Source organism: Desulfocicer vacuolatum DSM 3385 (genome assembly GCF_900176365.1).
Lineage (GTDB): Bacteria > Desulfobacterota > Desulfobacteria > Desulfobacterales > Desulfobacteraceae > Desulfocicer > Desulfocicer vacuolatum.
This window is the reverse complement of record NZ_FWXY01000007.1, coordinates 65,042-90,970: the sequence shown is the minus strand read 5'-3', so window position 1 is coordinate 90,970 and position 25,929 is coordinate 65,042. Positions and strand designations below refer to the sequence as shown.

Below are 25,929 nucleotides of genomic sequence, written 5' to 3'. Positions count from 1 at the left end.
AGCTTTTTTTATGATTCCGCCACCTTGGCTCCGCCATAGGCCAGAAAGGAAAGTGCCGCAGTTCTGAACAACGCCTTGATGATATCCAGAATTTCCGGATTTACAAACGGATGAAAAATTTCAACATAATCAGCAACAAACAAAAGGCACACCGTTACCAGAATAAGATTAATAACCTTTCCAACTTTCCCACCGGCATATTTAATTCGAGCGTTATTAAATACAAATATAATAATGAGATATATCACCAGGGTGAAAACCGAGATGGTCATCTGTGCGGTCATGAATCTTCTCCTTTAGTATATGCCTTTTTTCTTAGAATATTTAAAAATACCAAAACAGCATCTGCCACAACTTGATTTTTGATACCTTGTTGTTTTACCACCCCAAGAGTATACTTGCCAACCGGAAAAATTAAAATATTTTTTCCGTCTCTTTTTGAAAAAACAACATATTTAAAATTGCTCCGGCCAATGAGTGACAGGTTCCGGCCACAATTAAAAACCATGGTGGAAGATGTGGCGGGATGTTTCATGGTATTGACTAAAATTTTTCCCCGGCTGTCCAGAAAAATATATTTATCCACCCCTTCCACCCCGGCAATTTGCAAAAAATCTCTTAAAGCGACCATCTTATTTCCAAAAGATCCTGTATTTTTTGGGGCAAAGAAGGGGTTTTGCCGGCAAAAAGAATAAACACATGGGGCTCAACCCTTTGAATTGTAATATATTTATCTGATATCACCGCCATCATCTGATGGATATTTGCATCAAAAGCCTGCCCCGTGATAAAGCTATCACTTAAATAGCGTCCCAATATATCAATATCTTCATCCTGCAAGATTCCCGGCATTTGATTTTCAATGACACCTTTTTTTTCATGGTATAAAAAAACACCAATTATTTCGGGAAATGTTTTAAGTTTTTTTAAAAATTCATCCCCCGTGAGAGTGTGTTTTTTTGCGGATACCGGAATCGGATAAGAATTGAGATAATTACAATGAGCACATCGAAAGACAACATGCTTTTTCCGGGCATACCCCTCTTTTAATTCATTTTTTTGCCCACAATCTTCACAAAATAAAATCATTCTATTTAATAAAAACGGATTTAATTTTCTGCCATATTCCTTTGGAAGCCCCTTGTGATACCGGGGATACCGGGGAAGGCGTTTCCATGGCTGTCCCATCAGAATCTGTTGCCCCGGAAGTTGTGGTTTGAGAATCATCTGGTCCGGGAATCGTTATATCCTCTGTCCCAGTGATTTCAGACGCTGCTGATTTTACATCAATTAATCCAGAATCCGTTAACTTTCCATGATCAGATTCAGAAGCCATGGCCGCATCATCTGTCGGTTCCATGGGGAAAGGTTCCGGAGCATTGGACTCATTGATGAACTGAACCAGGCAAGAGATGCTCTTCAATAAAAGAAGCTTATCAGAATCATTTTCCCACAGGGTCTCAAGTTTATGTATCTCTTCATTAATTTTCTTAACGACTTCATGATCCAGACAATTGCCCGGCTCTTTCAAGATATTTATCAGATCATCCATTGCACCCTGGGACGAACCCATATCCCTTGGAATAGCCTCTGAAATTTCATCTTCATATTGAAATGGCACAATGCCTTCCTCTGGATCATTTTCAAGGACCTTTTCCCTGTCTGACAACGCTCCGGGTGTTTCAACTTCAGAATCATCCTCAAGATTAAAAAATTGATCCAAACGGCTGCCGATCTCCGGTATGGGTTCATTGTCCAAACGACGGGGAATAATTTTTTTTACCCCCTCGATCTCAGCATCAGCATCTAATTGTGCGGCTATTTCACTTTCATGACCATTACCCAGATGAATGGCATCCAGCAAATCATCTGCAGATGTTTTTTTAACGGTGAAAAGATCATCCATGACATCCCGTGGTGTCGAAGGCATCTTTTCTTTATCCGCCAATGCAGATGTCAAGGGTGCCGGTGCCGCTTTTTTTGCCGTCAACCTGGACTCATTTTCAGAAAGAAGGTTCAATTCCGGAATATCATCAGATGACTGGGAGGGGGACGATCCAAGATGGAACAAGGCCGGTTGAATAGATTCCTCCTGCTCCCCATCCCCGGACCGGGGTGATATCTGATGATCCGGTTGCTCTGTTGTCCGGCTAAAGCTCTTGAACCGTATCATATCCTTTTTTAAAAGCGTTTTTTTCTCATTCAACGGCATTTCAGGGGTTTGAACGACCTTTTCAAAATGCTCAAAAACAGAATGCAAAAAAGGGATGGAATCTGTATGGGCATGGGCCTTTTCCCTGGCAATATACTGCCCGACATTATTGATGATTTTTAAAAAAGTATAATGAATTTTATGGGATTTAAATTTTACCATCAACCGGGTGACCACGTCATTTAAGCCCTTTAAGGTTGAGGGGGAGATTTCCCAGTCAATGGCAAAAATAACAGACTTTAAATCCTGTATTTCTTTATTTGAAACCCCGGGACCGTCGGCAATGGACTTTTTCAGGCGATTGAAATGTTGAGCACACCGGGATAAAATTTCATCGGCCTGTTCTTTTTTAAGGTTCGGATTCTGGGATATTTTTTCAAGCTGACCGGTGATGAAATCTAAAACAGGCAACGCATCTTTATGGGCGCTGTCTTTCCGGGCTGCAATATATTTTCCAATGGATTGCATCATTTTAATAATGGATGCCACCCGGGTATTGCCTTGAAACTGATCTTTAAAATTTAAAAGCTGCTTTTGAAATAGGTCAATCTCATTTTTTTGAACATTGGATTTCAAGGCACCAATGACTTGTTCAAGATCCATGGTTGAATTCAAAAAAGCCTCCTTAAAAGAACTGATCCTGGATGGATGCCAATGTCATGGTTATCACTTTTTTCAAAGTGGGAATAACGTTTCCCCCGGTCAGGGCACTGGCCTCAAATGCGGGAACTCTCAATTGAGAGTTTAAGTCTTTCTGCATGATTTTAGAAGACAGGATGGGGATATCCAACTCTTTTAAATCTATTTTATTATATTGCATGACAAGGGGAATTTTAAAGATATTAAGATCGTAGGTTTTAAGATTTTCGTACAACTGGTTCAGGGATTCAATATTTTTTTTACGCTGCTCTTTTTGGACATCTGCCACAAATACGATGCCGTCAACGCCCCTTAGCACCAATCGTCTGGTTGCATTATATTTGGCCTGTCCGGGAACGGTATACAATTGTATGGTGACCTCAAACCCTTTTATCTTACCCACATCAAAGGGTAAAAAATCAAAAAAAAGCGTTCGGTCATCATGGGTTTTCAAGCTGACCATCTCTGTTTTGATCCGATCCCTGTAATTATGATTTATATATTCCAGATTGGTGGTTTTACCGCCCCGCCCCGGGCCATAGTAAACAATTTTAATCTGAATTTCTTTGGTTTTTACATTGATGAGCGCCAAATCCGCCCTCCCCAAGCCTTTTTTCGGATTCGTGGGTTTAAAATTTTAAAATCCATACATGAATAACTATAATTCCCTGCATGACCATGAACAAATATGCAATGAAAGGTAAAAACAGCTACCTTTCCGGCCATGGTTTCATCTATAAAATCTCATTGAGTTCCTTTATGGTTGCGGCAACTTTCAACCGAACCAAACCCAGGGAAATATCTTTATTAAACATGGAAATAAGCAGCATGTCATCATTTACTTTATTGAAATGAATACTGGACTTTTCACCCTTGTGAAACAATAAGGAAAATTCAGATTCCCCCACAAGTTTTGCCATGGCATCCACTGCGGCAAAATTACCGGCAGCAAGGGCAGCAAATGCGGTGGAGTCAAATTTGGCAGTGCCGTTATCAAGTTTGGCAATGGCATTGCCCCCCATATCCATAAAAATGACATGGTCAATTCCAGAGGATATCAGATTTTTTTTGAGAATATTATCAATGGCATTTAGTTGCTTTATATTAAACATGGCAAGATGTTAACCTAAATAAATAAATAGTGCAATATGCCGCGCATTTTTCCAGCCATTCCTTTAAAATAGGGACATAAATTTTTAAAAAATGGTAAAGCAGGATCATTTCACATGGCAAAAGGCTGTGGCGTTTCACAAAAATCAATGATAATATTTCTTCATGTAACTGCCATGGGCAGACCGTATTATGATCCACGGCTTTGCCCACAACAAAGCTTGAAATACGCCTCTGAATTGCGGAGTATTTCATATAAAAAAAGTAGTATCAAAGCGCCCGGCAGCATCTCCAGATGCTACTGCCCGGAACATTGGAAAATCATACCAGGAGCTGCCCTATGAAAACCGCATCCCCCCCGGAACTTCCCTTTAAGGAACTTCCGCTGCGGATAATTCCGTCATTGTGGGCTTCACAACCGGGACGGCCCTTCTCATTTTTACCGATTTATAAAATATAAAAAATGACATATACACATAAAGAGACAACTCCATGACACAATACCGTTACCTGGTTCACATCCAATACCTGGGATTTCGCTACCACGGCTGGCTTAAACAGCCGGGATTGAGAACCGTTGAATCCATGGTGGAAAAAACAATAAAATTTGTTTTAGGCCACAATGATTTTAAAATCCTGGGAAGCAGTCGAACAGATGCAAAGGTGTCAGCCAACCACTCTGCATTTGAATTGTTTGTAAATGAACCCCTGGACCCGAAAATATTTTTTTTAAACTTCAATAAAAATTTACCCAATGATATTAAAATTTTAAAAATTGAAAGCGTGGATAAAACATTTAATATCATCCAGACTCCCAGAACAAAGGAATATCTATATCTATTTTCACATGGAGAAAAAATGCATCCCTTTTGCGCCCCTTTTATGCACTCATCCATAAAGCTTCTTGACATTGAATTGATGAAACAGGGAGCCCGCCTCTTTAAAGGAAAGCACAGCTTTATCAACTATTGCACAAAACCCGGCTCCCAAACCACTTTTGACCGGGAAATTCTGGAGAGTAAAATTGAGGAAAACACCATTTTAAAAGCCAATTTTTTCCCCGAAAAGAGCTATGTCTATCATATCCATGCCAAGGGGTTTCTGCGATATCAGGTCCGTTTGGTCATGGGACAGCTTTTTTGCCTTGGACGGGGAGAAACCACTTTAAATAAAATAAAAGAAACGCTGAATAATAAAGCAATGCAGCCATTGAGATTTATTGCGCCTTCCTCCGGTCTGATCTTAAACAAAATCAATTTTTGTTAAACTGCCACGGGCAAACCGTATTTTGATCCAGCTCTGCCCACAACAAAGCTTACATACGCCCCTGATTTGCGGAGTATTTCAGATCAACGGGCACGTCCTGCCGGACACAACGAATATTGAAAAGAGTATTATGCCGCCCCCCCGAGGGGCAATGGACCCGGCCGGAACTGTAGACAGCTCAATTGGCCGGTTCCTATTGCCCCTCGGGGGGGGCTCTGCTGAGGTAAACTTGGAGGCTACCTTTTCATATAACTGCCATGAGCAGATTTTATTGGGGATCTGACCTGCCCACAACGAAATTTGAAGCTCTACTTATTACGCTGCGTTGGACAGAGTTTCATATAAAACAACATATACAAGGAAATTCATGGGATTTAACAGAGAAAAATTTAAACGAACAGAACTGCTCCTGGGCAAAGATGCCATGGACCGCCTGGAAAAATCAAACATCACCGTCATCGGTCTGGGTGCGGTGGGTTCCCATGCCATTGAAGCCCTGGCAAGGAGCGGGGTGGGCACATTAAGAATTGTGGATTTTGATGAGGTGGGTATCAGCAATTTCAATCGACAGCTTCTGGCTGTTGAATCCAATGTGGGGCGATTAAAAACCCATGCGGCCCGGGAACGTCTGCTTCAGATTAACCCGGACATGACAGTGGAGGTATTCAATACATTATGTCACAAAGATACCTTTGATGAAGTTTTTGAACACCCCACCCATGTGGTGGTGGATGCCATTGATAGTCTGAACCCAAAGGTCAATATTCTGTTTGAGCTGGTGCAGCGTCATATGCCGGTGGTATCCAGCATGGGGGCGGCAAGACGCATGGACCCCACGGCCATCACCACCGGGGATATTTCCCAGACTTCAGCCTGCCCCCTGGCACGGTCGGTGAGAAAACGATTAAGGCGCATGGGGGTAACCTCGGGCATCCACACGGTTTATTCCACAGAGGTGGTGGAGAAAAGCTCTGTATCCCGGGAGACAGAAGAAAACTTCTTTAACAGCGGCAGGCAACGCAATCCCATGGGCAGTCTACCCATGATCAGCGGAATCTTTGGCTACATTGCGGCCCTTGAAGCCATGAAAATTGCCCTGTCCCCGGACACACCTGTTTAAGGCTATTTGCCTGATCATTTTTCATCATCCGGGACCAACGGTTTGATGGTGTAATCAGACCCCTATTTGAACTTACCGGCCAGATTGGAATCAATGACGTAAATACAAACCTCCTTGGCTCCCTGTTCAGTATATTCAAATTTATCAGCCATATTCTTAATAAGGAATTTCACATCACTTCTGATGCGCTTGTCATAGGTTTTAAAATCAGCGGTGTCAAAATCCCGTATGGCCCGCCTGAAATTTTCATTGCTTAAAAAGGGTTCCAGAACCCTTTTTTTAAGATTATAAACATAGCGCTCATACAGGGATAAAAAAAGTTTGGTTTCAGTGATATCTTTCTCTTCCACCATCATCTCCCGGGGAAGGGCGTAGGTGGTGTATTGATTTAAAACATCACTGCGCATCTCCATGCGCCGTTCCATGGTGATACCTTCGGTGAAAAGGCGACTTTCAATGGAGCTTAAAAAGGATTCTGTCACATGAATTTCTTCACCGGTGAAAAGGCATTTTCCCTGGGCACCCAATTCAAAGGTGAGGGCAGAGATATAATTTTTAATATCTTTGGCAATCTGCTCTTCATTATAATAATAAAGAGACTCTTTTACCTGCTGAAGCACATTGTAATCATACATGCGCAAAAGGGACTCAAGAAACCCTCCTGGCACCATCTTAGGATAGTCCTTCATCACCCCTTTAAAAAACGAGCACAAGACAGGCATGTTAATCAAACGGTTTTCCCTTGCATACATGGAGTAAAACCGATCAAAAATACGAATGGAATCCCGGCCGGAAAACCCGTAATTTCCTTCATTTTCCGACTCATTGAAAATTCTTTTCCACATTTTGCCGTCAAGGGCCTTGCGGTCTGCATCATCCAGCCAGTCGGGTATATGGCCTGAATAAATTTCCATTTTCAGTAACATAAGCAGTTCATCACAATATAAACGATACTTTGAAGGATCTTTGATCCACTCCAGAAGAGCATCAGATTTGGGTTTAAGCCGGGAGGAGACAATGATCCTTGCAAAATTATCCATGACCATGGGTAAAAACGCATCCCTGACATGTCGACCGAAAATATTATTGTAAATCTTCATCTCAGTTTCAATATCCAGCACATAGGGAATATTAATATATCGAATCCGATCGGTAAAAGAGGGAAAATCACGAATATTTTTTTTATCTTCCGGGTTCATCAAAGCCAGAAAAAGGGAATTGACATTTTCTTCAATGTCTTCCACCTTGTGCACCGCCTCACTGATGATATTGTGAAGCTCCACCATACGTTCAACATTGTGGGATTTAATATCCATCAACGCATAGATCCCGTTATTGGTTTTGGAAAAACGGGAATAGGTATAATTGATCAAGTTACTGTCCCGGAACAGATTGTTAATACGATGCTGGAGCATCTGATTGCCCATGACATTTTGTTTTAACGGCACATCCCCGGGGTTAAAAACCGAAATCCCGTTTCCCAGCCGCCGATTAAAAGAATAGGGTCTGGCATACACCATATCAAACACCTTTTCCGGGGAACCCAGCCGTTCCAGCAATGCCTGGTAGATGGACTCACAAATGGTGCAGGGTTCATGGCTGAAAACCCATTCATATTCCTTTTCAGTGAAAATTTTCCATTTCACCTTATCGTTGGGAACCAGTTTATCCAGCACTTTACGCCGATGTTTCTTAGGAATAAGCAAAATGGGATTATCATGGGATATACAGGGAATCTCTATAAAGTCCGAATGGAATGCCGGTGATATGCACGCCTCGGTGACCTTTTTGGAGACATCCCCATGGGGGTGTTCAATGAAATTAACCAGGCGTTCAATGGCAGATACAGATTCCACCTTGCGCCCCTCCCCCAGCTTGGCCATGTCAAGGCGCCACACAATTTCGTATCGCATCCCGGCGTCACTGTTGGCATAGCTTTCAAATTTTTTGAGCATGTTATTTAAAAAGGTGCTTTTACCGCACCCATGGGGACCGTGGAAAATATAGATCTGGTTCTGCTGGGCACCATGGCGCAACCCTTCCATGTGTTTCATGAGGCGATTGGCAAACAACCGATCCGTAAAATAGGGATTTTCCGATCCCTCCACAAAAAGCCGGGTGCAGTCATAATCAATCCTGTCGAGTTCGTCCTGCTCATCAGCGTCTTCCAGGCGTTTCACATGGGAGGTCATCATATCATGGAATACCTGGAAAATATTACGAATCATCTTAACCGGGTCTTGAGCGATCATTTCCAGGTATTGCGCAAAATCAATGGGTTTGAATTTTTCATATTCGCCGATATTATCACTTAAAAAGGCAAGGGCTTCCCGGGCACGTTCCTTATTATCAATGGTGATTCCAAGGGATTTTTTATTCATGGGTCACACCCCCCTTTTAAGAAGCTTTCTGTCTTCCATCACATACAATACCCGTTTCCACTCCAAATTGTCCGTCTTTTTTTCTTGATCCAAAGGGGCCGGAGAGGGCGGACTCCAAAAATCAATGTAGCGCTGCTGGGGCGAGGAAGCCTTTACGGGTTCACTGGTTTCAAGTCGCACCGAGCGTCCCCAGAGGTATTCAATTCCCACCAGGGTATTTTCTATGAAGTCGGTTTTCAGGGGTTTGCCTTCAAAAACATGTTCCAGATAAAGGGGCCCCTGGTCGGTTTTTTCTTTATTAATTTTTATGACCGGGGGATGGTACAGGGTATCTGCCACCATCTCCCGGTAGGCATCTGCACTTCTGGACTTTACATAATACTCCCAGGATTTGCGTTGGGGATTCAAGCGTTTGCCCGTAACAAACAGATTATGACGTTTCATGAATTCCTGATCAATGTAAGTGTTGATAAAAGTAAAGTCGCACAAATTTTCCCGAATGGAGAAAATACGCTTCCGGCCAATGGAAAGGTTCCTATCGTAGTTTTTCTGTTTTACTTCATCCTTGATCTGATCATATTCCAGGGAGTAGCATCCCCTGTTTTCCATATCTTCAATGTGATACAAAAGCCGCATACCAAGGGCATAGGGATTGAGTCCCACCTTGGGCATGGCCGTAACACCGGCGTTGACCTTGGCAAAATCAACTTCATGTCCCTTAATTCTGTCATCCCCCATGAACAACGTTTCATGCCAGTAACTGGCCCATCCCTCATTCATGATCTTGGTGCGAATCTGGGGTTGAAAAAACAACGAAGTCTTTCTCACCACCGATATCACAGACTTCATCCACTTATTTTCCTCTTTGTTTAAAAAGGAGGAATGATCCATGATAAACTGGAGCACATCCGGTCGACCCTGCTCTTTTTTGTCCAGATAGCGTTTATAAAAAGCATCAAATTCGGGAAATTTTATCTTCACATCAATGAAAAATTGATCCTCTGTGTCATTCCGGTGGGTGGCAAGGATCTCATTGTACCGTTCTATCTCTTTTAAATACTCATTCTGGGAAAACCCTTTTTCGCTTTGAAGAAAAATATCAAAATAATAATCAAGCGAGCTTAAATATCTGGGACTGCCTTCCCGGGTGGTACGGGAAATGGTGTCATGGTATCCCACCAGATTATCAATGCCCCGGGCAAATTCAATGACATAATCCACCCATCGCCCCTTTTCTGAACGGTACCTGGCAATGAGTCTTTTATCTGCCAGGGCCTGCCCATTGAAATCAATGTCCCAGGTGTGCTTGAAAAACAAATTATTCTGGAAGAAATCAATGTGTCCAAGCACATGATAAAAAATCATCACATTGAGCCAGTCAGGATTATTATCATTGTAAAACGAGATGGCAGGGCGGGTGTTGATGACAGTCTCATAGGGATTATTTGGATACAGTTCATACATTCCCTTACCCGAAAGAACCCGGACATCATGCACCCAGTAATCGTACAAGGTGGGCATCATCACCTTGGGACTCAGCTCCACCATATCCCGATTGGTGACAACATATTCCAGGGTTTCATCTTCAAAGGAGAGGCCCGCATCCCTGGCCCGCTCTTTACATCCCTCCATAATGGATTTTACGTGCTGATCAACTATTTCCATGGTGAACCTCCCCCCTTGTTAAGGTTGGGGTTTAACTGCCCAGAAGATTTTTAATTCCTTCAATTATCCGGCTGTCTTCTGCATCCTCGGGCATCACGTCCATGCGAATATGATTCTTCTGTTTCTCAAGGAGCCCCGAGGCAGTAATGTATTTTTCCACTTCTGTCTCTTTGTTTCTGGCATAACTGTGCTTGGCAACGGTGATACCGATCCTGGCGGCATAGGTGACCATTTTTTCAAGCTCCACCAGGGCCTCTTTGCCGTCGGTGTCCCAGTCATCCCCATCGGTGCCGTGGAAAACATAAATATTGTAATCCCTTGCAAGGTTTTCCCTTTCCACAATTTCATTGACCATGCGAAAGGCAGACACCACCTTGGTGCCCCCGGCCACCTTATAAGAGTAGTATTTATAGAAATCCGCCACCTCCCGTGCATCGGTGTCATGGAGGATAAAACGGGTCTCCACCTGCTTTTCATACTGATACAGCAGCCAGGAATAAATCATGACATGCTGGGACACCACGGTCTGGGTGGGTTTGCCCCCCATGGACCCAGAATAATCCCTTAGAAAAAAGACCAGGGCCTGGGATTCATAATGTTTTTCCCTGGAGAGCACCCGGTAAATCATGTCCGAAGGTGCCACCAGGAATTTTTCCGCATCAATATTGGAAACATCCGGGATATTCCCAAGGCTGATATTGGTCTGGACAATTCTTTTCATGGTGGCTTTTTTGTCAAGAATCTGGCCAAACCCGCGATTGCGGTCGGTCATGTCATAGACATACCGCACCAGGGTTCTTTTCCCCCCCTTGTCCACCAGGTTGGGCAACTCAAAATCCTCGGCCAAGGTTCTTCCCAGATCATAGGCATTGGATTCAAACTCATGCTCACCTCCACTGCCCTCCCCCGGGCCCTCACCATCACCTTCTCCGGTGCCTTCACCTTCTCCTTCCTCGGGGCGAATGGGTTCTTCACCGATCACTTCACCCTCTTCTCCGGTGCCGGTGCCTCCGGTGGGCTGGGCTTCACCCTCTTCATCCAGAACGATTTCATCATGAACTAACTTTTCCTCCACCGTGGTGGGTACAACAATGATCCTTTCCCTGCCGCCCTGGACAGGTTTCACAATACGGCCAATACGGATTTTTCGTTTAAATCCGTCCTCTTCCCGCTTCCGGTCCTTTTCCAGGAGTTCATCCAGGGTTATCATTATTTATCATCCTCCTGACTGCAAAAGTATTCAATGGTCTTCTGGGCACAGGTGCTGCAATATCCCAGTTTATCCATCATGGTATTGATCATCCGGTCATGGAGCTTTTTATTCTCCTCGTTGGTGCGATTGGCAAGGGCACCCACAAGACTGCCGGCACCGGCGATATCAGATTTAAGCCGCACATCGGTGATGGCCTTGACAAGTTCCAGGTTGTCCATGAAATCATAGTTGGGATCCACGGAGATTTTCTGTCCGTAAATTTTTCGAATGGTGTTCCGAAAAGAAGAGCGCTGCTCATCGGTTTTAAGGCCCAGTCGCTCTTCAACATTTTTAATATAACGCTCATCTATCTTCATGGATTTAAGCTCATTGGACTGGGGATCTTTATACTTCCACATCATGTCCGGCCCCAGATGTTCGGCATCAATGCCGATGATCATATTCACATAGTTCATGACATCTTTTTTAATGGCCAGGGGTTCATCCATATAGGCATTGAAAATTTCGGTCATGATGCGTTCACGGTAAAGCCCCCGGGCTGTGTGAAGGTCTTCCATGAACTTGGTACGGTCAGAAGGCTCTGTTACATAATCCAGCACCACTTTCTCCAGGGTGGTAAAAATATCCAGGGCAAACATGCAGGTGCCCTCATTGGTTTCGGAACTTTCCAGCAGCAACTGAATGGCCCGGCCCAGATTTCTCTGGCCCAGCCCCTTTTGACCAAACCGTTTGGTGATATCTGTATCCTGATTTAAAGTGTCAATGAGTTCAGAAAGGGTTTTAAGGCTTTTTTCACCTGCCACCTCCCCTGCAGCCAGTTTCATGGTCTCCACCGGGGTCAGCTTTTCCGACCGGGGCAGACGGGTGAGCACCACACCCACGGATGCCGCATAGTTCAGGTTGGGGTCCTGGTGTAGTTTTTCCATGTTTAAGGTACTTTTGGTGTCCCCCCCAATGGCATATGAAGTCAATTCATTCTGGAGTTTATAATCGGTGTTATGGGCCACATAACAGATGCGACAGCGATCCACAATGGGTGCTTCTTCCTTTTCTGCAAGAAACGTATTAAACTCAGAGTTATTGCTGGTGGCCACAATAAGAGTATCAATGGGCCACTTATACCCGTCAATTTCAATATTTCTGTTCTGGATCACCCCAAGATACACCTGGACCAGATCTTTTTTATTCTTATAAATCTCATCACTGAAATGAATGCCGCCACCGGCCACCCGGGCAAGGGCCCCCCGCCTCAAATCAAATCGATAAGGGTTATTGGTGTCTGTGATATGGAGCAGGCGCTGTATGGACTCTTCCCCCAGAAGATCCACGGCAGAGGAAGTTATTTTATCCTTGGCCGGATATTTACCGGTCAGTGTACCCATGCTTTCAATCATGGGCACCGGAACCACCTCCACAAAGGAAAGCATTTTTTCAATGTCGCCATTACAATACTCCCGGATCTGGTTCCAAATATAGGAAGAACAAGCTCCCAACGGACGGTATTTTCCAATGAGCACTTCCAGCTCCCTGTCTGAAAAACCAAATTTTTCACCCAGGTATTCCAGGGAAGCTGCCCTTGTTTCATCAAGGGCCATGGCAAGAATCATGGGATCTTCATAGGTCTGGGATTCCACACTGGTAATTTTCCCATATCCTTCCAAATGGTCCAACCCTTTAAATCGAAAGGTAAATTTACGATTTTCCGGCTGAAAAATAAAATTGCGATAAGCTTCACAAAGGTAATCCACAAAAAATGTTTTACCGTTCCCCGGCTCACCCACCAGCACAAAAGCCATCTCCCTGGAAGAGCCCCCTTCGGAGGCATCTTTTACAAAAGAAACAAAACTATTGATTTCGTCGTACATCCCCACAAGATGCTTTTTCCCTTTGCTGAACAGATCAAAATGATAGGTGGTCCGGCCTTTGACACTGATTTTATCCACCCCGCTGCTCAAAATCATGCGGGAAACACCCTGGAAGCAATCTTCAAAGGTCCTTTTTTCAGTTTTTACAAGTTGAATGTGATTGGAAAACGATTTTGACGTGCTGTTATCATCCATTGTTCCCTCCCTGGGCAGCATCGAGGTTTTTGCTGCCGATCATATATAAAGTAAATCACGGAAAACCTGTTTGATGAAAATTGTGTGGGACTCTGTAGTGGAATCTTGGACGTTTATCCTCAATGACGGTGCTTTGCGAAAAACACATAACCCATTGAATTTAGTTTTGTAAGAAATACACCTCAAAACAGGGGGGTATTTCAAGCTTTGTTGTGGGCGGAACGAGGTCAGAATACGGTCCGCCCGTGGCAGTTATATAAATAATAACAATGTCATATATAAGTGTCAAATAGTATCGCAAAAAAACAGCCTACCACGATTTTTCTTCAATCATTGATGCAAGGGGCATGGTGAGATTAAAGCCAGCCTGTTTTACCGTTGAACTAAAAGGGATAATCACACATGGATATGTGCCTTTAAAATACAATATCCATTATGGTCAATTACATATAAAATCAAATTTTGATCTATCAATAAAATTGTTTATTTTTAAACAGTTAAATTCTTAAACAAAAAAACATTCATATAAAGAATGCCGTAATTTTATAATATATTGAAGCGGTTTAAAATAAAAAAAGGAATCAGAAACCCCTCAAAAAAAATTATGGATCAATGGGGAGAAACAGCGATGGAAAATGACTTCTTTGGAGATATTTGACGATAATTCTGCGAAAAAATTGAGTAATTTCATCGCTTGATTTTAAAATCATTGATTTTGGCTACACCGAAGATGCAATGCGCCGGGAGAGGTCTCAACATTTGTATGTTTTGATGTGGGCGGACTGGAATCACAATAAAATCCGCCCGTGGGTACAAAATGGTAAATCAACAACAATAAATTAACGGACAAAAAAGTTACAAATAAAAATTTCTCTTCACTTAACCCCAATGTTTACCAGGTTCTACGATCTCCGGTATCCAGATGAACAAAATCTGATTTGGAATAATAGCCCACCCCCCCGGCACCCAGGTAAGCGGCCACATCTCTGAGATGACGGGTGGAAAGATCCCGAATCCTGATATCAATGGCCCGGCCCTCCATGTGCAGACTTTTCTTGGCCACCCCCCGACTTTTTTTCCGCAATGCCCGGTTGGTCTGGGGGGAACGATAGGCAGAAATCACTTCAATGACACCATTACTGCTTGCTCGATTTTGAACGGCACAGATGATATCAAGCAACCCGGGATCAATGGGATGGACTGTCTCTGTGCGAAAATCCCTGAGAAATTTATTTATTTTCCGTTGATTGGCAATGGACCTGACTCCCGGGGCATGGCGAATTTTAAGATACTCTTCGGTGTGGGTATGAAAAAAAGTAAGGGAGCGTTGCCTGTGGGTGGTTGCCATGGCAGCCAGGGGTGAGCTGATAAAAAAACCGGCCATGGCAGTGGCGGAAAACCGGAGGAATTGACGTCGAGTTGTTTTGATTTTCATAAGAGTGAGGTCTTTTGGTTACCTTAAGTTTAAATTATCTTATAATCCACATGTCCCGGCGGACACAACGAAATTTGAAACGCCCTATCAAAGGTCAGTCCACTACATCTTCCGGGAAAAGGGCCCTACCCAGTTTTCTGTCCCGACCATAGATGTCCCTGTTAAAACAAACCAATTTATCTTTGTCAACCCATGCTGTTTGATAGGTAATGTGAACAGGGATAAGAGCATCCGGACGTACCACTTTTCGTTTCCTTGATTTTAAAATGGCATCGATTTTTTCCCGATCCCATCCACTGTTTTCATGGGAAAGAATAAACAGGGCAAGGCCCGGGGGATCGCTCACCCGGATGCATCCGTGGCTGAAATTTCTTTTATTGCGGTTGAAAAGATGCTGGGTGGGGGTGTCATGCATATATACATCATATTTGTTGGGAAAAATAAATTTAACTTTTCCCAGGGCATTCCAGGGTCCCGGATCCTGGCGAAGTTTGAACCCGGCCATCTTCCCCGGGGAAATTGCATGCCAGTCCATGGTGGTGGAATCCAGTTCCACAGCATTGGCTTTCCAGCTGGAAAACAGCCGGATATGTCGTTTCATCAAATGGGTGGGGTCTTTGCGGAGCGCAGGCAATTCTTCATTGCGGGCAATACTGGGCGTAATATTCCAATAGGGATTAAAATCAATATACATGACCTTATCACTGAACACAGGAGTCTGGTGCTGTAACTTACCCACAATGACAGGAAAATGAATTTTCATCTCCCCCCTTTCAAATCCGGCCAGATCAAATCCTGCGATGTTCACCAAAATATATTTCTCACCCAGAGCGTGCTCCTGCCACCGCCACCGAGCCATGTTGATCATAATTTTTCGGATGGCTCGGTGTACTGGAATATTTAGAGCTTTCAGGGTGTTTGGTCCCACAACACCATCGGTTTTCAGGCCATGCCGGGTCTGAAATTTTTTCACAGAAGGTATCAATTCCGGGACATAAACATCTTTATCTCCATCCAGGGGCAGCTCTAAATCTTTGGTAACGGCAAGCCGTTTTATAATGGCAGGAATTCGATGGTCCACATCACCGGGTCGAATGGTTTTACCCGTTGGAATTTTTTCCCAGCCCCCCCGCGTGGCAAGGATACGATAAAACCTCAAAGCCTTTTTTAAATCAGTGTAATGTCGATGGGCCGGGGGCAATGAGGCCAGGTGTACAGCAAGATCCACAACCCCAAGTGACTCATCCACAGTGGCCAGGGGATCAAAATCAACATCTCCGGCCTCGGCAAACAATATCGGGTCCATGTGGCGAAGCTTGATCTGCCCCCGACTCACATCATGAATATATTTAATGAGATTAAAGGTAATCAATGTATCCAGACGGGCCAGGGACGACGGTTCCAGGGAACGCCACAGTCCGCGGATTTGCGCCACCTCATAATCATCAGGGTTCAGCCCTTCTTCATGGGCCTTTCCCAGCACATCAAGAATAATGGCTGCCCGGGCACCGGGGCCCCGGGAGGTCACCCACAGCGGGACCAATCCTTTTTTATGGTAAATGGTGGCCAAACATAAATTCTGGGATGCGGCAGAGGGTAACTGATCTTTCAATGTCAACAATTCAAGGGGATAGCATTCCAGATATTCGGCCATTGCCGATGCCAAGGGATCAAGGGTGGTCTCATTTGCACATACCTGCCATGGCAAAAACAGAAACATGGAGGCAAAAAATACGGTCAGAAAAATACCCAGACAATATTTAAAGTGATCCCAAAGGGTATGAAAGACGTTTAAACAGCGGAAAAAATCATGATGTATTATTGAATCAATCTTCAAAATTACTCCCGTGTGCTACTCTTCACTGCCATGCCGAAATTGTAATGGCTCTCCCACACACAACGCATGAAAATCAAAAGCATATTTCAAGCTTTGTTAAAGAATTCAAAACCGGGTGGCAATAAATTCTCCTCTTTCCAGGTCTCCGGGGGTGGTGAGCTTTATATTATCCACACTTCCCGGGGTAAAATACACAGCTTCCCCCATGGCCTCCACAAGGGAGGCGTCATCGGTTCCTTTGATCCCCCGGACCAGGGCATGTTCATGGGCCTTGATGACCAAATCAAACCGAAAGGCCTGGGGGGTCTGTACTTGATAAAGATTGTCCCTGGACACAGTGGACACGATTTTTCCCTGATGATCCACCCTTTTTAAAGTATCCACCACCGCCACCGCCGGAATGCAGGCACCATGGGTAAAAGCCCCTTCAATGCATCGATCAAGCATGGATTTTTCCACAAAAGGCCGGACCCCGTCATGGATCAATACAATGCCATTGCGGGAAAATCCTGTACTGTGAAGAGCGTCAAGACCATTTTTAACCGATGCCTGGCGCTCTTTGCCCCCATGGACCAACTGAACTTGCTTGTCAAGGAGGTGGGGGGCCAAAATCGTTTCTTCACAAAAGGCCATATCCCCCTGGGGAATCACAAGAAAAATGGGAACGTTCATGGGGGCAAATACATTTAAAGTTCTCACCAGAACAGGCAGACCGGCCAGGCTCATGTACTGTTTTCGTATGGAAGCGTTCATGCGCTGCCCGCTTCCTCCGGCCACAACAATAACAGCCACCCTGGGTTGAGCCATATTTTGCACCTACCTCAAATAAGACAGTTCTTTGGGAAGGGGAACGCCCTTTCCAATGTGATCTTCCCCATAGTTAACACCGGCAAGGATTTTGATATCAGCAAGCGCCCGGGTATCCCCTTCAAAAACCACCTGCTCCACCTCTTCTTTTTTAATTTTCCCCCCGGCCCACTGAATATCCAGAACACTTGAAGCATCAAAGCGATCCGGCCCCACCAGTAATTCCACCTCACCGCCGTAATACTGTACAATTTTAGCCACCAAAAGGCTGGGACGGGAATGGAACCCCCTTTCCTGGGGAATCCCCACAGTGATGGAGTCACGATCAATATTCTCATTGAGTACTTCAGATGCCAGACGTTTTCCCGACGATAAAAACTGCCAGGCATAAAACAGACAATAATTCACGGCCCTGTCCAGTAATACATCGGGATCAATAAGTTCTGTGAGGGCCTCGCTGACACTTTTATACACATCTTTGTACTCCACATCATGGAGATGTCGCTCATAGAAATGAAGTAAACGTCCCATGACCTGGAGGATATGAAATACAATGGAAAAGTGACTCCGAAGCTGTTTTAACTTGCGGTTACCATGGAAAAAACCGCCATGGATTACATAGGAGTCAAAGGAGGATTGGAGATTATGCAAAAGCATTTCAAATCGGCGAATCTCCACCTCATTGACTTTATCCGGCACAATTTTTCGAATCTGGGTGCTTGGATATCTTTCATAAAAGGCGAACTGTTCAAATCGATCCACCAGGGCCAGAAAATCACTGGCAATGATGGTGAGGTTTTTCTGCTGCTGATGCTGTCGACTTTCCTGGTCATCAATATTATGTTCCAGCTGTTCTCCCGTGGCAATACCCGGGAAATAGCCCGGTTCATACCCCATGGACGGAATATCTATGCCAAGTTTTACCGCCTCCTGAAGAATCACCGGGGCTGCCAGTTGTAACGAGCCCTGGATCATTAAAAGTGTATCCCTGGCCTCCAGTGCAAAGGTGTCATAATTTTTTTCAAATTCATAAAACCCTATGCGATTATAAATATGTTTCTGGGAGTAACCGGCCAGGGAAAGATGCCGCACCGCAGCGGTGAGTTCTCTGTAGAACACCCACTCTCGATTATTTTTAGCACCGTGGAAATCCAGAAAATCTTCCAGCAGATGAGAAGAAGTGATCAATTTTGAATAAAGTTTTTTGGTCAGAAGATAGGCTTCGGATTCCATTTCTGCCACAGACATCAGGCACTTCAAGTACTCAAATGAAAACTGTTTGGCTTTTTCCCTGAATGAGATATCGCACGAAAGGCTCATATGGTCTCGTTCCTGTCTTTCCTTACATCATATCCTGTTCTGTGTCTTTTACAGCCTGGTCCATCTTTTGGGCCAGCTCTTCGGGCAATCCTTCAATGTCCACATTGAGAAAACCGCGTACAATGGTGGAGACGGCATCATCTTCGGTGAGGCCCCGGGCCATGAGATACTCTATCTCCCGCCTGTCAATTTTGCCCACTGCGGCTTCATGGGACATTTCAACACCGGGCACTGCCCCTGAAAGCTCTGGAATGGCATGGAGAAGCCCATCTTTTAAGATAAGCCCCTTGCATTCAAGATGTCCTTTTACCCCATGGACATTGCCTTTGAGATGCCCCCTGGAAATAATGGTCCCCCCGGCAACAATGGCCCGGGAAATAATTTCCGCCCGGGCACCTTCACCGTTGAGTTCCACCACAGATCCCACATCCATATGAGCGCCTTCACCGGCCACAAGGATACTGTTCATGGTGGCTGTTGCATTCTTTTCCAGATATGTAACAGGGTTGGATTCTAAGGATCCCACCGGTTTCAGGGAAATGTAATTTGAAATAAAAACGCCGCCCTCTTCCACATGCACCGCGGTTCTGGGACGAACAAAGACATTCTCCCCCCAGTCATGGATCATGGTGTATTTCAGGGTGGCTCCCTTTTTTACATAAAATTCAGACACACCGATGTGAAGACCCGTGGTCAAGTGCGGGGAGGTGGAACACCCTGCAATGATATGTACCTCAGAATTCTCTTCGGCAATGACAATATTGTGAACCTTCTGGGAAAATTTATCCTGGGCAATGTGAAGACAGGTTTGCAGAGGTTTTTCTATTTTTACATCTTTGTGACTGCGAATGAAAAATCCCTGGAGGGGGCTTTGGGCAGCTTCCCGTGTCATGTCATCCTTTTCAGGGGATAACAGTTTCCACACATGGGATTCAAGCCAGGGAAAAGCCTCCAGTGCCCCGGCAATACCCATGACGTCTGTCCCGTCTGAGGAGTTGCTACAGTGAACAACCGCGTTATCTTTCTGGATAAATGTACCGGCCCTCAGGGATGCATCGGTTTCAATGCCCACCTTGACAAATTCGTCTGCATCGGTTTTTTCCATGGCCTCAAGGCTGTCAATATAAGCATATTCGTTTTTTTCGGCCCGGCTGTTAAAATCAGATAAATTAACAATGGTTTTATCATTTACACTGTGCATCCAACACACTCCTCATAACCATATTCATGAATCCACTTTAAAATTTCCCTTGCATTTCGAGAGCAGCGTAGCTGTCCTTTATAGAGCACCTGTCCTCTGTCTGCTGTGATATAGTCCAGAATATGACCGGTGTGGGTAATGACCAGGGCCGATTTGGGTTTCTCTGAAATAATTCCTTTTTGGCAGGAAGGGTTTCTTTTAATGCCCCTGTTCAAAACAGTATTGATACTTTCTCCTAAAAGGGCAATGGACTCCAGGTCCACACCGGATTCCGGTTCATCCAGCAGCACCATGTCCGGTTCCTGGGCCATGAGCTGAAGCATTTCCGAACGTTTAATCTCTCCGCCGGAAAGATTGTGGTTCACATCCCGTTCCAGAAAATTGTCAAATTGAAGATGGGAAGAGAGCTGATCCACATCCACACAGCGATCCCCGGCACACAACTCCACCATGCGACGGGTGGTCAATCCGTTAATGGTGGGGGGGCGTTGAAAAAGTACGCCAATGCCCAAGCGTGCCCGCTCATGGAGAGGCATATGGGTTACATCCTCACCTTTAAAAGTGATTTTTCCCCGGGTGATTCGATATCCGGAAAAACCCATGATGGTCATCATCAGACTTGTTTTACCGGACCCGTTGGGTCCAAAAAGGATATGGGTCTCTCCGGGCGGCACATGAAGATTGACATTCTGGAGAATCTCTTTATCTCCCACCTCCACCTTAAGCTCTTCAATCAGTAGCATGTATATGTCCTTTCCTACAGTCAATCATGCCGAGCACCGACACAACAAACAATCAAACAAATGTGATATCCATAGTTAGATCCCAAAAGCAGCTTGCACTTTTTTGAAAATACTCCCAAATGGAAACCATTGCCATGAAAAATGTAAAACGGGAATGAAACATGGCACAAATATAGTTTAAAAAACTCAACTTTCGGTATTCGCATTTCGTGGTGGGGTCAGGCTTTCGTTATTGACATTATCGAGGCTTTTTTCGTTGGCAAAGGCCTTGATCGATAACATCAATAACAAAAGCCTGACCCCGTCGGCACACTGAGCCCATCGGTACATTTAAAAATGCCGGCATTGAAATGAAGCCCGAAAGTTGAGTTAAAAAATATACGGTGAAAGCAGCCAGTAAGCCGAATTTTGTACCCCGGGGCAGTTGCCTGCCACAGGGCCACGATCATTCATCTTGGATGTACGTTGCCGCACACCTCATGCAACCTACCCGGAAGCTCGGACGGGCAGCCCTCAAACGCTTCTCTATTTGGTCTTGCACTGGACGGGGTTTACCAAGCTTCTCCGGTCACCCGGAGAACTGGTGCGCTCTTACCGCACCGTTTCACCCTTACCCTGCCGTTTCCGAAGAAACAACAGGGCGGTCTATTCTCTGCTGCACTTTCCTTCACGTTGCCGCGACTCCACGTTATGGAGCGTCCTGCCCTGTAGTGTTCGGACTTTCCTCCAGATCAGTTAAGATCCAGCGATCGCATAGTCTACTTCCACCGTATATTTTTTATTCCGCTTCATCTGCATCATTAAAATAGAGGATTCTATTGCATTGCGGGCATAAAATCAAGTCTTTCCCACGTTGCACCTCAATGTAAAGCTGGGGAGGAATATTCATGAAACATCCCCGACACACCTCTTTTTTGACTTCCACCACGGCAAGACCGCCGCTGGCGTCGGAAATTTCATTAAAAACCCTTAAAAATTCAGGGGACAAAGAGGCTCCGATATCTTCCCGTTGCAGTTTATATGTCTCAAGCAATTCCCGATCATCTTCGCACTTTTTATCAATGGCTGCCTGATCAGATCTGATTTTTGCAGTTGCCTGTTCAACATCAACCATCTGCTCCTGGACAATTTTTTCCTGGATATCTTTGTCTTCAAATTTTTTCAAAAGTTCACTTTCCAGAGTTTCCAGGCGCTTTTTATTATTATCTATTTCACGCTGAAGTACCTGATATTCCTTGTCGGTCTTAACCTGCCTCAAAGTATCATTGCTTTTTTGAATGCGATCATCTGTGGTCTGGATTTCAATTTCTATATCCTTGATCTCTTTGCTAACAGCGTCAAGGGTATTTTTTTTTCTGTCCAAAGCCCTGACAAAGGTGGTCAATTTTGATTCCAGAGCATCTTTTTCTTTATCAATACTCTCAAGATAAGACAGTATGCGAACGGTTTCTGTCTCAGCTTTCTGGAGCCGAATAAGCACATCCATCTCGTTTTTAGTAATTGCTGCCATAATTTTTCCCCTGCGACGTCGGCGTGACAAAGCCAACGACTGACGCCCGTTTTTAATGTGACCATCCCTTTAACCGGATGTCACATCGGGATCAGGCTTGTGCTGTTTTGACTTTTGCCAACCATCTATATTTAGAATCAATAATTCAACGATACAAACCCGACACCCCAGATATTCCAAGGGTTCACAGGCTTGACTACTTTACAACAAACGGATCAGTTTCCCCAATATAACCTTTCACTTCAAGACCCAGATGCTCCTGAACAGAAAGCGCTTTGACTTTTTCCACCAGAAGGTCAATGGCAATGTGCTCTGAAGCAAAATGCCCCACATCAATCCCCCCCATTCCTGACATTTCAATGTCTCGGGCACCATGATACTTCATATCTCCGGTGATATAAGCCTGGGCACCGGAAGAAAAGACATCATTCAGTAAAGACTCTCCACTGCCTGTGCACACGGCAACGGTCTTAACCATCATATTCAAATCCCCCACCATCCTGACATGGGGGATTTTAAACACAGATTTCACCCGTTCTGCAAGTGCTTCCAATGTCATGACCCGGGAAAGGTTTCCCACCCTGCCGAGCCCTTCCAGAGAGTCATCCGACATGTCTTTATGGCTGGATGGCTGAAGACAAGAAAGGTTTTCCAGGCCCAGTATGGCGGCGAACCGATCATTTAATCCCCCCCGGGCCTTATCAAGATTGGTGTGCAGTGAAACAATGGCTATCTGATGCGTGGCTGCCATGGCAATGGCTGATCCCGGCATTTTATTAAAATTAAGCCGGGCCAGGGGTTTAATCATCAGGGGGTGATGGGTTAATACCAGGTCCGCCCCCCATTTTAAGGCGGCATTCATCACATCCATGGTAACATCCAGTGCCACCATGACCCGTGTCACAGGGCCATCTGCATCACCTGCCTGGAGGCCGCAATTATCCCAGCTTTCGGCAAGGGTAAAGGGAGCAATACCATCAAGGTGTCCAAGAAAATCATAAACTGTAGAGGTCATACATCTCCCCCTGGAATCTTAAAAAATGAGTTTCTGATCAGATTCTTTACATTTCTAACCGTCAAAACCTGTTTAAAAATCAAAAAATCGAAATAAAATCTCATGAAAACAAGAACCAATTTTCTCAAATTTTCTGTTAAGAGCCGGAATTGTGACCGAAAGTCTGGGAAAATTGAGAATCGTTCTCATAAAGTTGCAACCACTTCATCTTTTTCTAATCAGGCTGTCAGGTTACCAAAACAAAAAAAGCGTGGTATTTAAATACCACGCTTTTAAAATCATCATTTTCAGGTGTTGCCACAGTCATATAAGTGTATATATCCTGTTTTTATTTTTTCTCACCCAGCCTGCTCCCCGGGTAAAATCCACCATTAACATCCATTGCCAACCAAAATTTGGTGGGCCCACCTGGATTCGAACCAGGGACCGACCGGTTATGAGCCGGTGGCTCTACCAGACTGAGCTATGGGCCCCTCCGATTTGGAGAACTCGACAATTATATAATTTTCATTCATATTGTCAAGGATTAAATTTCGATAAAACTCTTTAATTTTTTACTCCGTGTGGGATGCCGCAGTTTTCGTAATGCCTTGGCTTCAATCTGACGGATACGCTCCCGGGTCACCGTAAAATCCCGCCCCACCTCTTCCAGGGTATGATCTGCTTTTTCTCCTATGCCAAAGCGCATGCGAAGCACCTTTTCTTCCCTGGGAGTCAAGGTGGCCAAGACCTTCCGGGTCTGTTCAGCCAGATTCAGATTAATGGCCGCTTCCGAAGGCAGAGAAAACTTTTTATCCTCAATAAAATCACCAAGATGACTGTCCTCTTCCTCTCCAATGGGTGTCTCAAGGGAGATGGGTTCCCTTGCAATTTTCAACACCCGCCGCACTTTATCCAGGGGAATTTCCATTTTTTCGGCAATTTCCTCCGGGGAGGGTTCTTTCCCCATCTCCTGAACAAGGTACCGGGAAGTTCTGATCAATTTATTGATGGTCTCAATCATGTGAACCGGAATACGAATGGTTCTTGCCTGATCTGCAATGGCCCGGGTGATGGCCTGGCGAATCCACCAGGTGGCATAGGTGCTGAATTTATACCCCCGGCGGTACTCAAATTTATCCACCGCTTTCATTAAACCGATGTTACCCTCCTGGATCAAATCCAGGAACTGAAGGCCCCGATTGGTATATTTCTTGGCAATACTCACCACCAGCCTTAAATTGGCACGGACCAATTCACTTTTGGCATATTTAGCCTTGGCCCTGCCCTTGTCCACCCCTTTTATAATTTTACGAAGGGAACTTGCATCTCCCTTGAGATCATCCTTTCGTTTTTCAATCTGGGCAACAATGGCAGACAGATCCTGATGTAGTATCACAGCGCGTTCCCGGGTGATATTGGATCGATCCATGGCCCAGGCCACAAACTCGTCACCATCTACCAGCAACTGGCACATATCATCCCGTTTGGCTTTAAAAGTACCGGAACAGCGTTTTAACAGGCCATCCATGGTATCAAACCACTTGATATTAGCCCTGAGACTTTTTTCAATGTTGTCCAAAATACCGGATTCAAAACGCCAGCCTTTGAGATAGTCATAAATTTTTTCATTATTGTTACGGATCTCTTCTCTCAGTTTCCGAACAGATGCCGGTGGTTGCTCCCCGGCCATGAGCAAATCCCTTTTTTTCTGATTCTCAAAATGAATTTCCCGGATACCACTGACAGTGCTTAAAAATTTTTCAAGCTTGGCCGCTTCATCAGCGATGCCGTCCCCTTCATCCACATCCCGGAGAATATGCTTGGGACGAAGCTTTTGCCCCTCCATTTTATCACCAATACCAAGGAGTTTCACAACGGTGAGTGGACTTGCCAGCATCACCTTTAGAACTTCCCGTTCTCCCACCTCGATTTTTTTGGCAATAACAATCTCTCCCTCACGGCTGAGCAGCGTCACCATGCCCATTTCCCGGAGATACATTTTAACGGGGTCCGTCACCGCACCAAACTCCATATCAGCATCGGTGCCTCCGGCGGAAAAGGAGGTTTTTCGTGCAGTTTTTTCCTTTGCCGTTGCCGGTTTCGAATCCTTGGAATTACCGGATGAAGATGTGGCCGTTTTTTCCCGGGAAGGGCTCTTTGTGGCTCCTTTTTTCCCCTTAACAGTACGGGGCTTTGATTTTTCTTTTTCCAGATCAACCAGTTCAATGCCCAGTTTTTTAAACATAGTTAAAATGTTATCAATCTGATCTGATGATTTTATATCATCTGAAATGGCCTCATTTATTTCGGCATAGGAGAGAGACCCCTCATTTTTTCCTTTTTCAATCAACTGCTTCAGTGCTTCTCTGGATATTGTCTCTTTTCCACTGGATTTAACCGACGCTGCTGCCAT

Annotated in this window: 22 protein-coding genes, 1 tRNA gene and 1 other RNA gene; 2 read left to right on the top strand and 22 right to left on the bottom strand. The window is 44.7% G+C overall.

Features of this window, described 5'->3' with window-relative positions; all coding sequences use genetic code 11:
• Positions 1-8: 8 nt before the first annotated feature.
• The 7 genes from B9A32_RS08185 to B9A32_RS21635 form a co-directional block, all read right to left on the bottom strand.
• A complete protein-coding gene (locus B9A32_RS08185; RefSeq protein ID WP_084068307.1) occupies positions 9-284 on the bottom strand; it encodes a hypothetical protein in 276 nt (91 codons plus the stop codon).
• Positions 281-631, bottom strand: coding sequence for a hypothetical protein (locus B9A32_RS08180; protein WP_084068306.1), 351 nt, complete (start codon positions 629-631; stop codon positions 281-283). Before B9A32_RS08180 ends, B9A32_RS08185 begins: the two co-directional genes overlap by 4 nt.
• On the bottom strand, positions 619-1,089 hold the full coding sequence (locus B9A32_RS21640) for a hypothetical protein (RefSeq protein WP_084068305.1): 471 nt from the start codon (positions 1,087-1,089) through the stop codon (positions 619-621). The genes B9A32_RS08180 and B9A32_RS21640 overlap by 13 nt, the downstream gene beginning before the upstream one ends.
• A gap of 1 nt (position 1,090) precedes the next feature.
• Entirely contained in the window at positions 1,091-2,827 is a 1,737-nt protein-coding gene (locus B9A32_RS08170) for a hypothetical protein (RefSeq protein WP_084068304.1), read from the bottom strand.
• 10 nt (positions 2,828-2,837) lie between these two features.
• Positions 2,838-3,443: a GTP-binding protein gene (locus tag B9A32_RS08165; protein WP_084068303.1), complete on the bottom strand. Its 606-nt coding sequence runs from the start codon at positions 3,441-3,443 to the stop codon at positions 2,838-2,840.
• Positions 3,444-3,585: 142 nt separating this feature from the next.
• Positions 3,586-3,963, bottom strand: a complete 378-nt coding sequence (locus tag B9A32_RS08160) for a roadblock/LC7 domain-containing protein (protein WP_084068302.1) — start codon at positions 3,961-3,963, stop codon at positions 3,586-3,588.
• Positions 3,956-4,216 carry a hypothetical protein gene (locus B9A32_RS21635; RefSeq protein WP_084068301.1) on the bottom strand — a complete coding sequence of 87 codons (261 nt, stop codon included), beginning with the start codon at positions 4,214-4,216 and terminating at the stop codon, positions 3,956-3,958. Before B9A32_RS21635 ends, B9A32_RS08160 begins: the two co-directional genes overlap by 8 nt.
• A gap of 237 nt (positions 4,217-4,453) precedes the next feature.
• On the opposite strand from B9A32_RS21635, the gene B9A32_RS08150 reads away from it, so the two are divergent.
• Positions 4,454-5,227: a tRNA pseudouridine synthase A gene (locus tag B9A32_RS08150; RefSeq protein WP_084068300.1), complete on the top strand. Its 774-nt coding sequence runs from the start codon at positions 4,454-4,456 to the stop codon at positions 5,225-5,227.
• Positions 5,228-5,594: 367 nt separating this feature from the next.
• Entirely contained in the window at positions 5,595-6,347 is a 753-nt protein-coding gene (locus B9A32_RS08145; RefSeq protein ID WP_084068299.1) for a tRNA threonylcarbamoyladenosine dehydratase, read from the top strand.
• Positions 6,348-6,409: 62 nt separating this feature from the next.
• On the opposite strand, the gene B9A32_RS08140 is transcribed toward B9A32_RS08145, so the two are convergent.
• The 15 genes from B9A32_RS08140 to rpoD form a co-directional block, all read right to left on the bottom strand.
• The gene (locus tag B9A32_RS08140; protein WP_084068298.1) at positions 6,410-8,728 is read right to left on the bottom strand and encodes a serine protein kinase PrkA; all 2,319 of its coding nucleotides are present in this window, start codon (positions 8,726-8,728) and stop codon (positions 6,410-6,412) included.
• A gap of 3 nt (positions 8,729-8,731) precedes the next feature.
• Positions 8,732-10,393, bottom strand: a complete 1,662-nt coding sequence (locus tag B9A32_RS08135; protein ID WP_084068297.1) for a SpoVR family protein — start codon at positions 10,391-10,393, stop codon at positions 8,732-8,734.
• A 31-nt stretch (positions 10,394-10,424) separates the two neighbouring features.
• Positions 10,425-11,603, bottom strand: coding sequence for a DUF444 family protein (locus B9A32_RS08130; RefSeq protein ID WP_084068296.1), 1,179 nt, complete (start codon positions 11,601-11,603; stop codon positions 10,425-10,427).
• Positions 11,603-13,666, bottom strand: a complete 2,064-nt coding sequence (locus tag B9A32_RS08125; RefSeq protein WP_084068295.1) for a serine protein kinase — start codon at positions 13,664-13,666, stop codon at positions 11,603-11,605. Before B9A32_RS08125 ends, B9A32_RS08130 begins: the two co-directional genes overlap by 1 nt.
• An 892-nt stretch (positions 13,667-14,558) precedes the next feature.
• A complete protein-coding gene (locus tag B9A32_RS08120; RefSeq protein ID WP_084068294.1) occupies positions 14,559-15,101 on the bottom strand; it encodes a YcbK family protein in 543 nt (180 codons plus the stop codon).
• A gap of 94 nt (positions 15,102-15,195) precedes the next feature.
• Positions 15,196-16,821 carry a L,D-transpeptidase family protein gene (locus B9A32_RS08115; protein WP_084068396.1) on the bottom strand — a complete coding sequence of 542 codons (1,626 nt, stop codon included), beginning with the start codon at positions 16,819-16,821 and terminating at the stop codon, positions 15,196-15,198.
• Between the two features lie 222 nt (positions 16,822-17,043).
• Positions 17,044-17,745, bottom strand: a complete 702-nt coding sequence (ispD, locus tag B9A32_RS08110; protein ID WP_084068293.1) for a 2-C-methyl-D-erythritol 4-phosphate cytidylyltransferase — start codon at positions 17,743-17,745, stop codon at positions 17,044-17,046.
• A gap of 9 nt (positions 17,746-17,754) precedes the next feature.
• Complete coding sequence (locus B9A32_RS08105) at positions 17,755-19,065, bottom strand: HPr family phosphocarrier protein (RefSeq protein ID WP_084068292.1); 1,311 nt, start codon at positions 19,063-19,065, stop codon at positions 17,755-17,757.
• Between the two features lie 22 nt (positions 19,066-19,087).
• On the bottom strand, positions 19,088-20,266 hold the full coding sequence (locus B9A32_RS08100) for a SufB/SufD family protein (protein ID WP_084068291.1): 1,179 nt from the start codon (positions 20,264-20,266) through the stop codon (positions 19,088-19,090).
• Positions 20,254-21,009, bottom strand: coding sequence for an ABC transporter ATP-binding protein (locus tag B9A32_RS08095; protein WP_084068290.1), 756 nt, complete (start codon positions 21,007-21,009; stop codon positions 20,254-20,256). Before B9A32_RS08095 ends, B9A32_RS08100 begins: the two co-directional genes overlap by 13 nt.
• 381 nt (positions 21,010-21,390) lie before the next feature.
• Positions 21,391-21,775: RNase P RNA component class A (gene rnpB, locus B9A32_RS08090), an RNA gene on the bottom strand.
• 12 nt (positions 21,776-21,787) lie between these two features.
• A complete protein-coding gene (locus tag B9A32_RS08085; RefSeq protein WP_084068289.1) occupies positions 21,788-22,519 on the bottom strand; it encodes a zinc ribbon domain-containing protein in 732 nt (243 codons plus the stop codon).
• 196 nt (positions 22,520-22,715) lie between these two features.
• Complete coding sequence (locus tag B9A32_RS08080) at positions 22,716-23,534, bottom strand: Nif3-like dinuclear metal center hexameric protein (RefSeq protein WP_084068288.1); 819 nt, start codon at positions 23,532-23,534, stop codon at positions 22,716-22,718.
• Between the two features lie 396 nt (positions 23,535-23,930).
• Positions 23,931-24,007, bottom strand: a tRNA-Ile gene (locus B9A32_RS08075).
• Positions 24,008-24,060: 53 nt separating this feature from the next.
• Positions 24,061-25,929, bottom strand: a complete 1,869-nt coding sequence (rpoD, locus tag B9A32_RS08070) for an RNA polymerase sigma factor RpoD (RefSeq protein WP_084068287.1) — start codon at positions 25,927-25,929, stop codon at positions 24,061-24,063.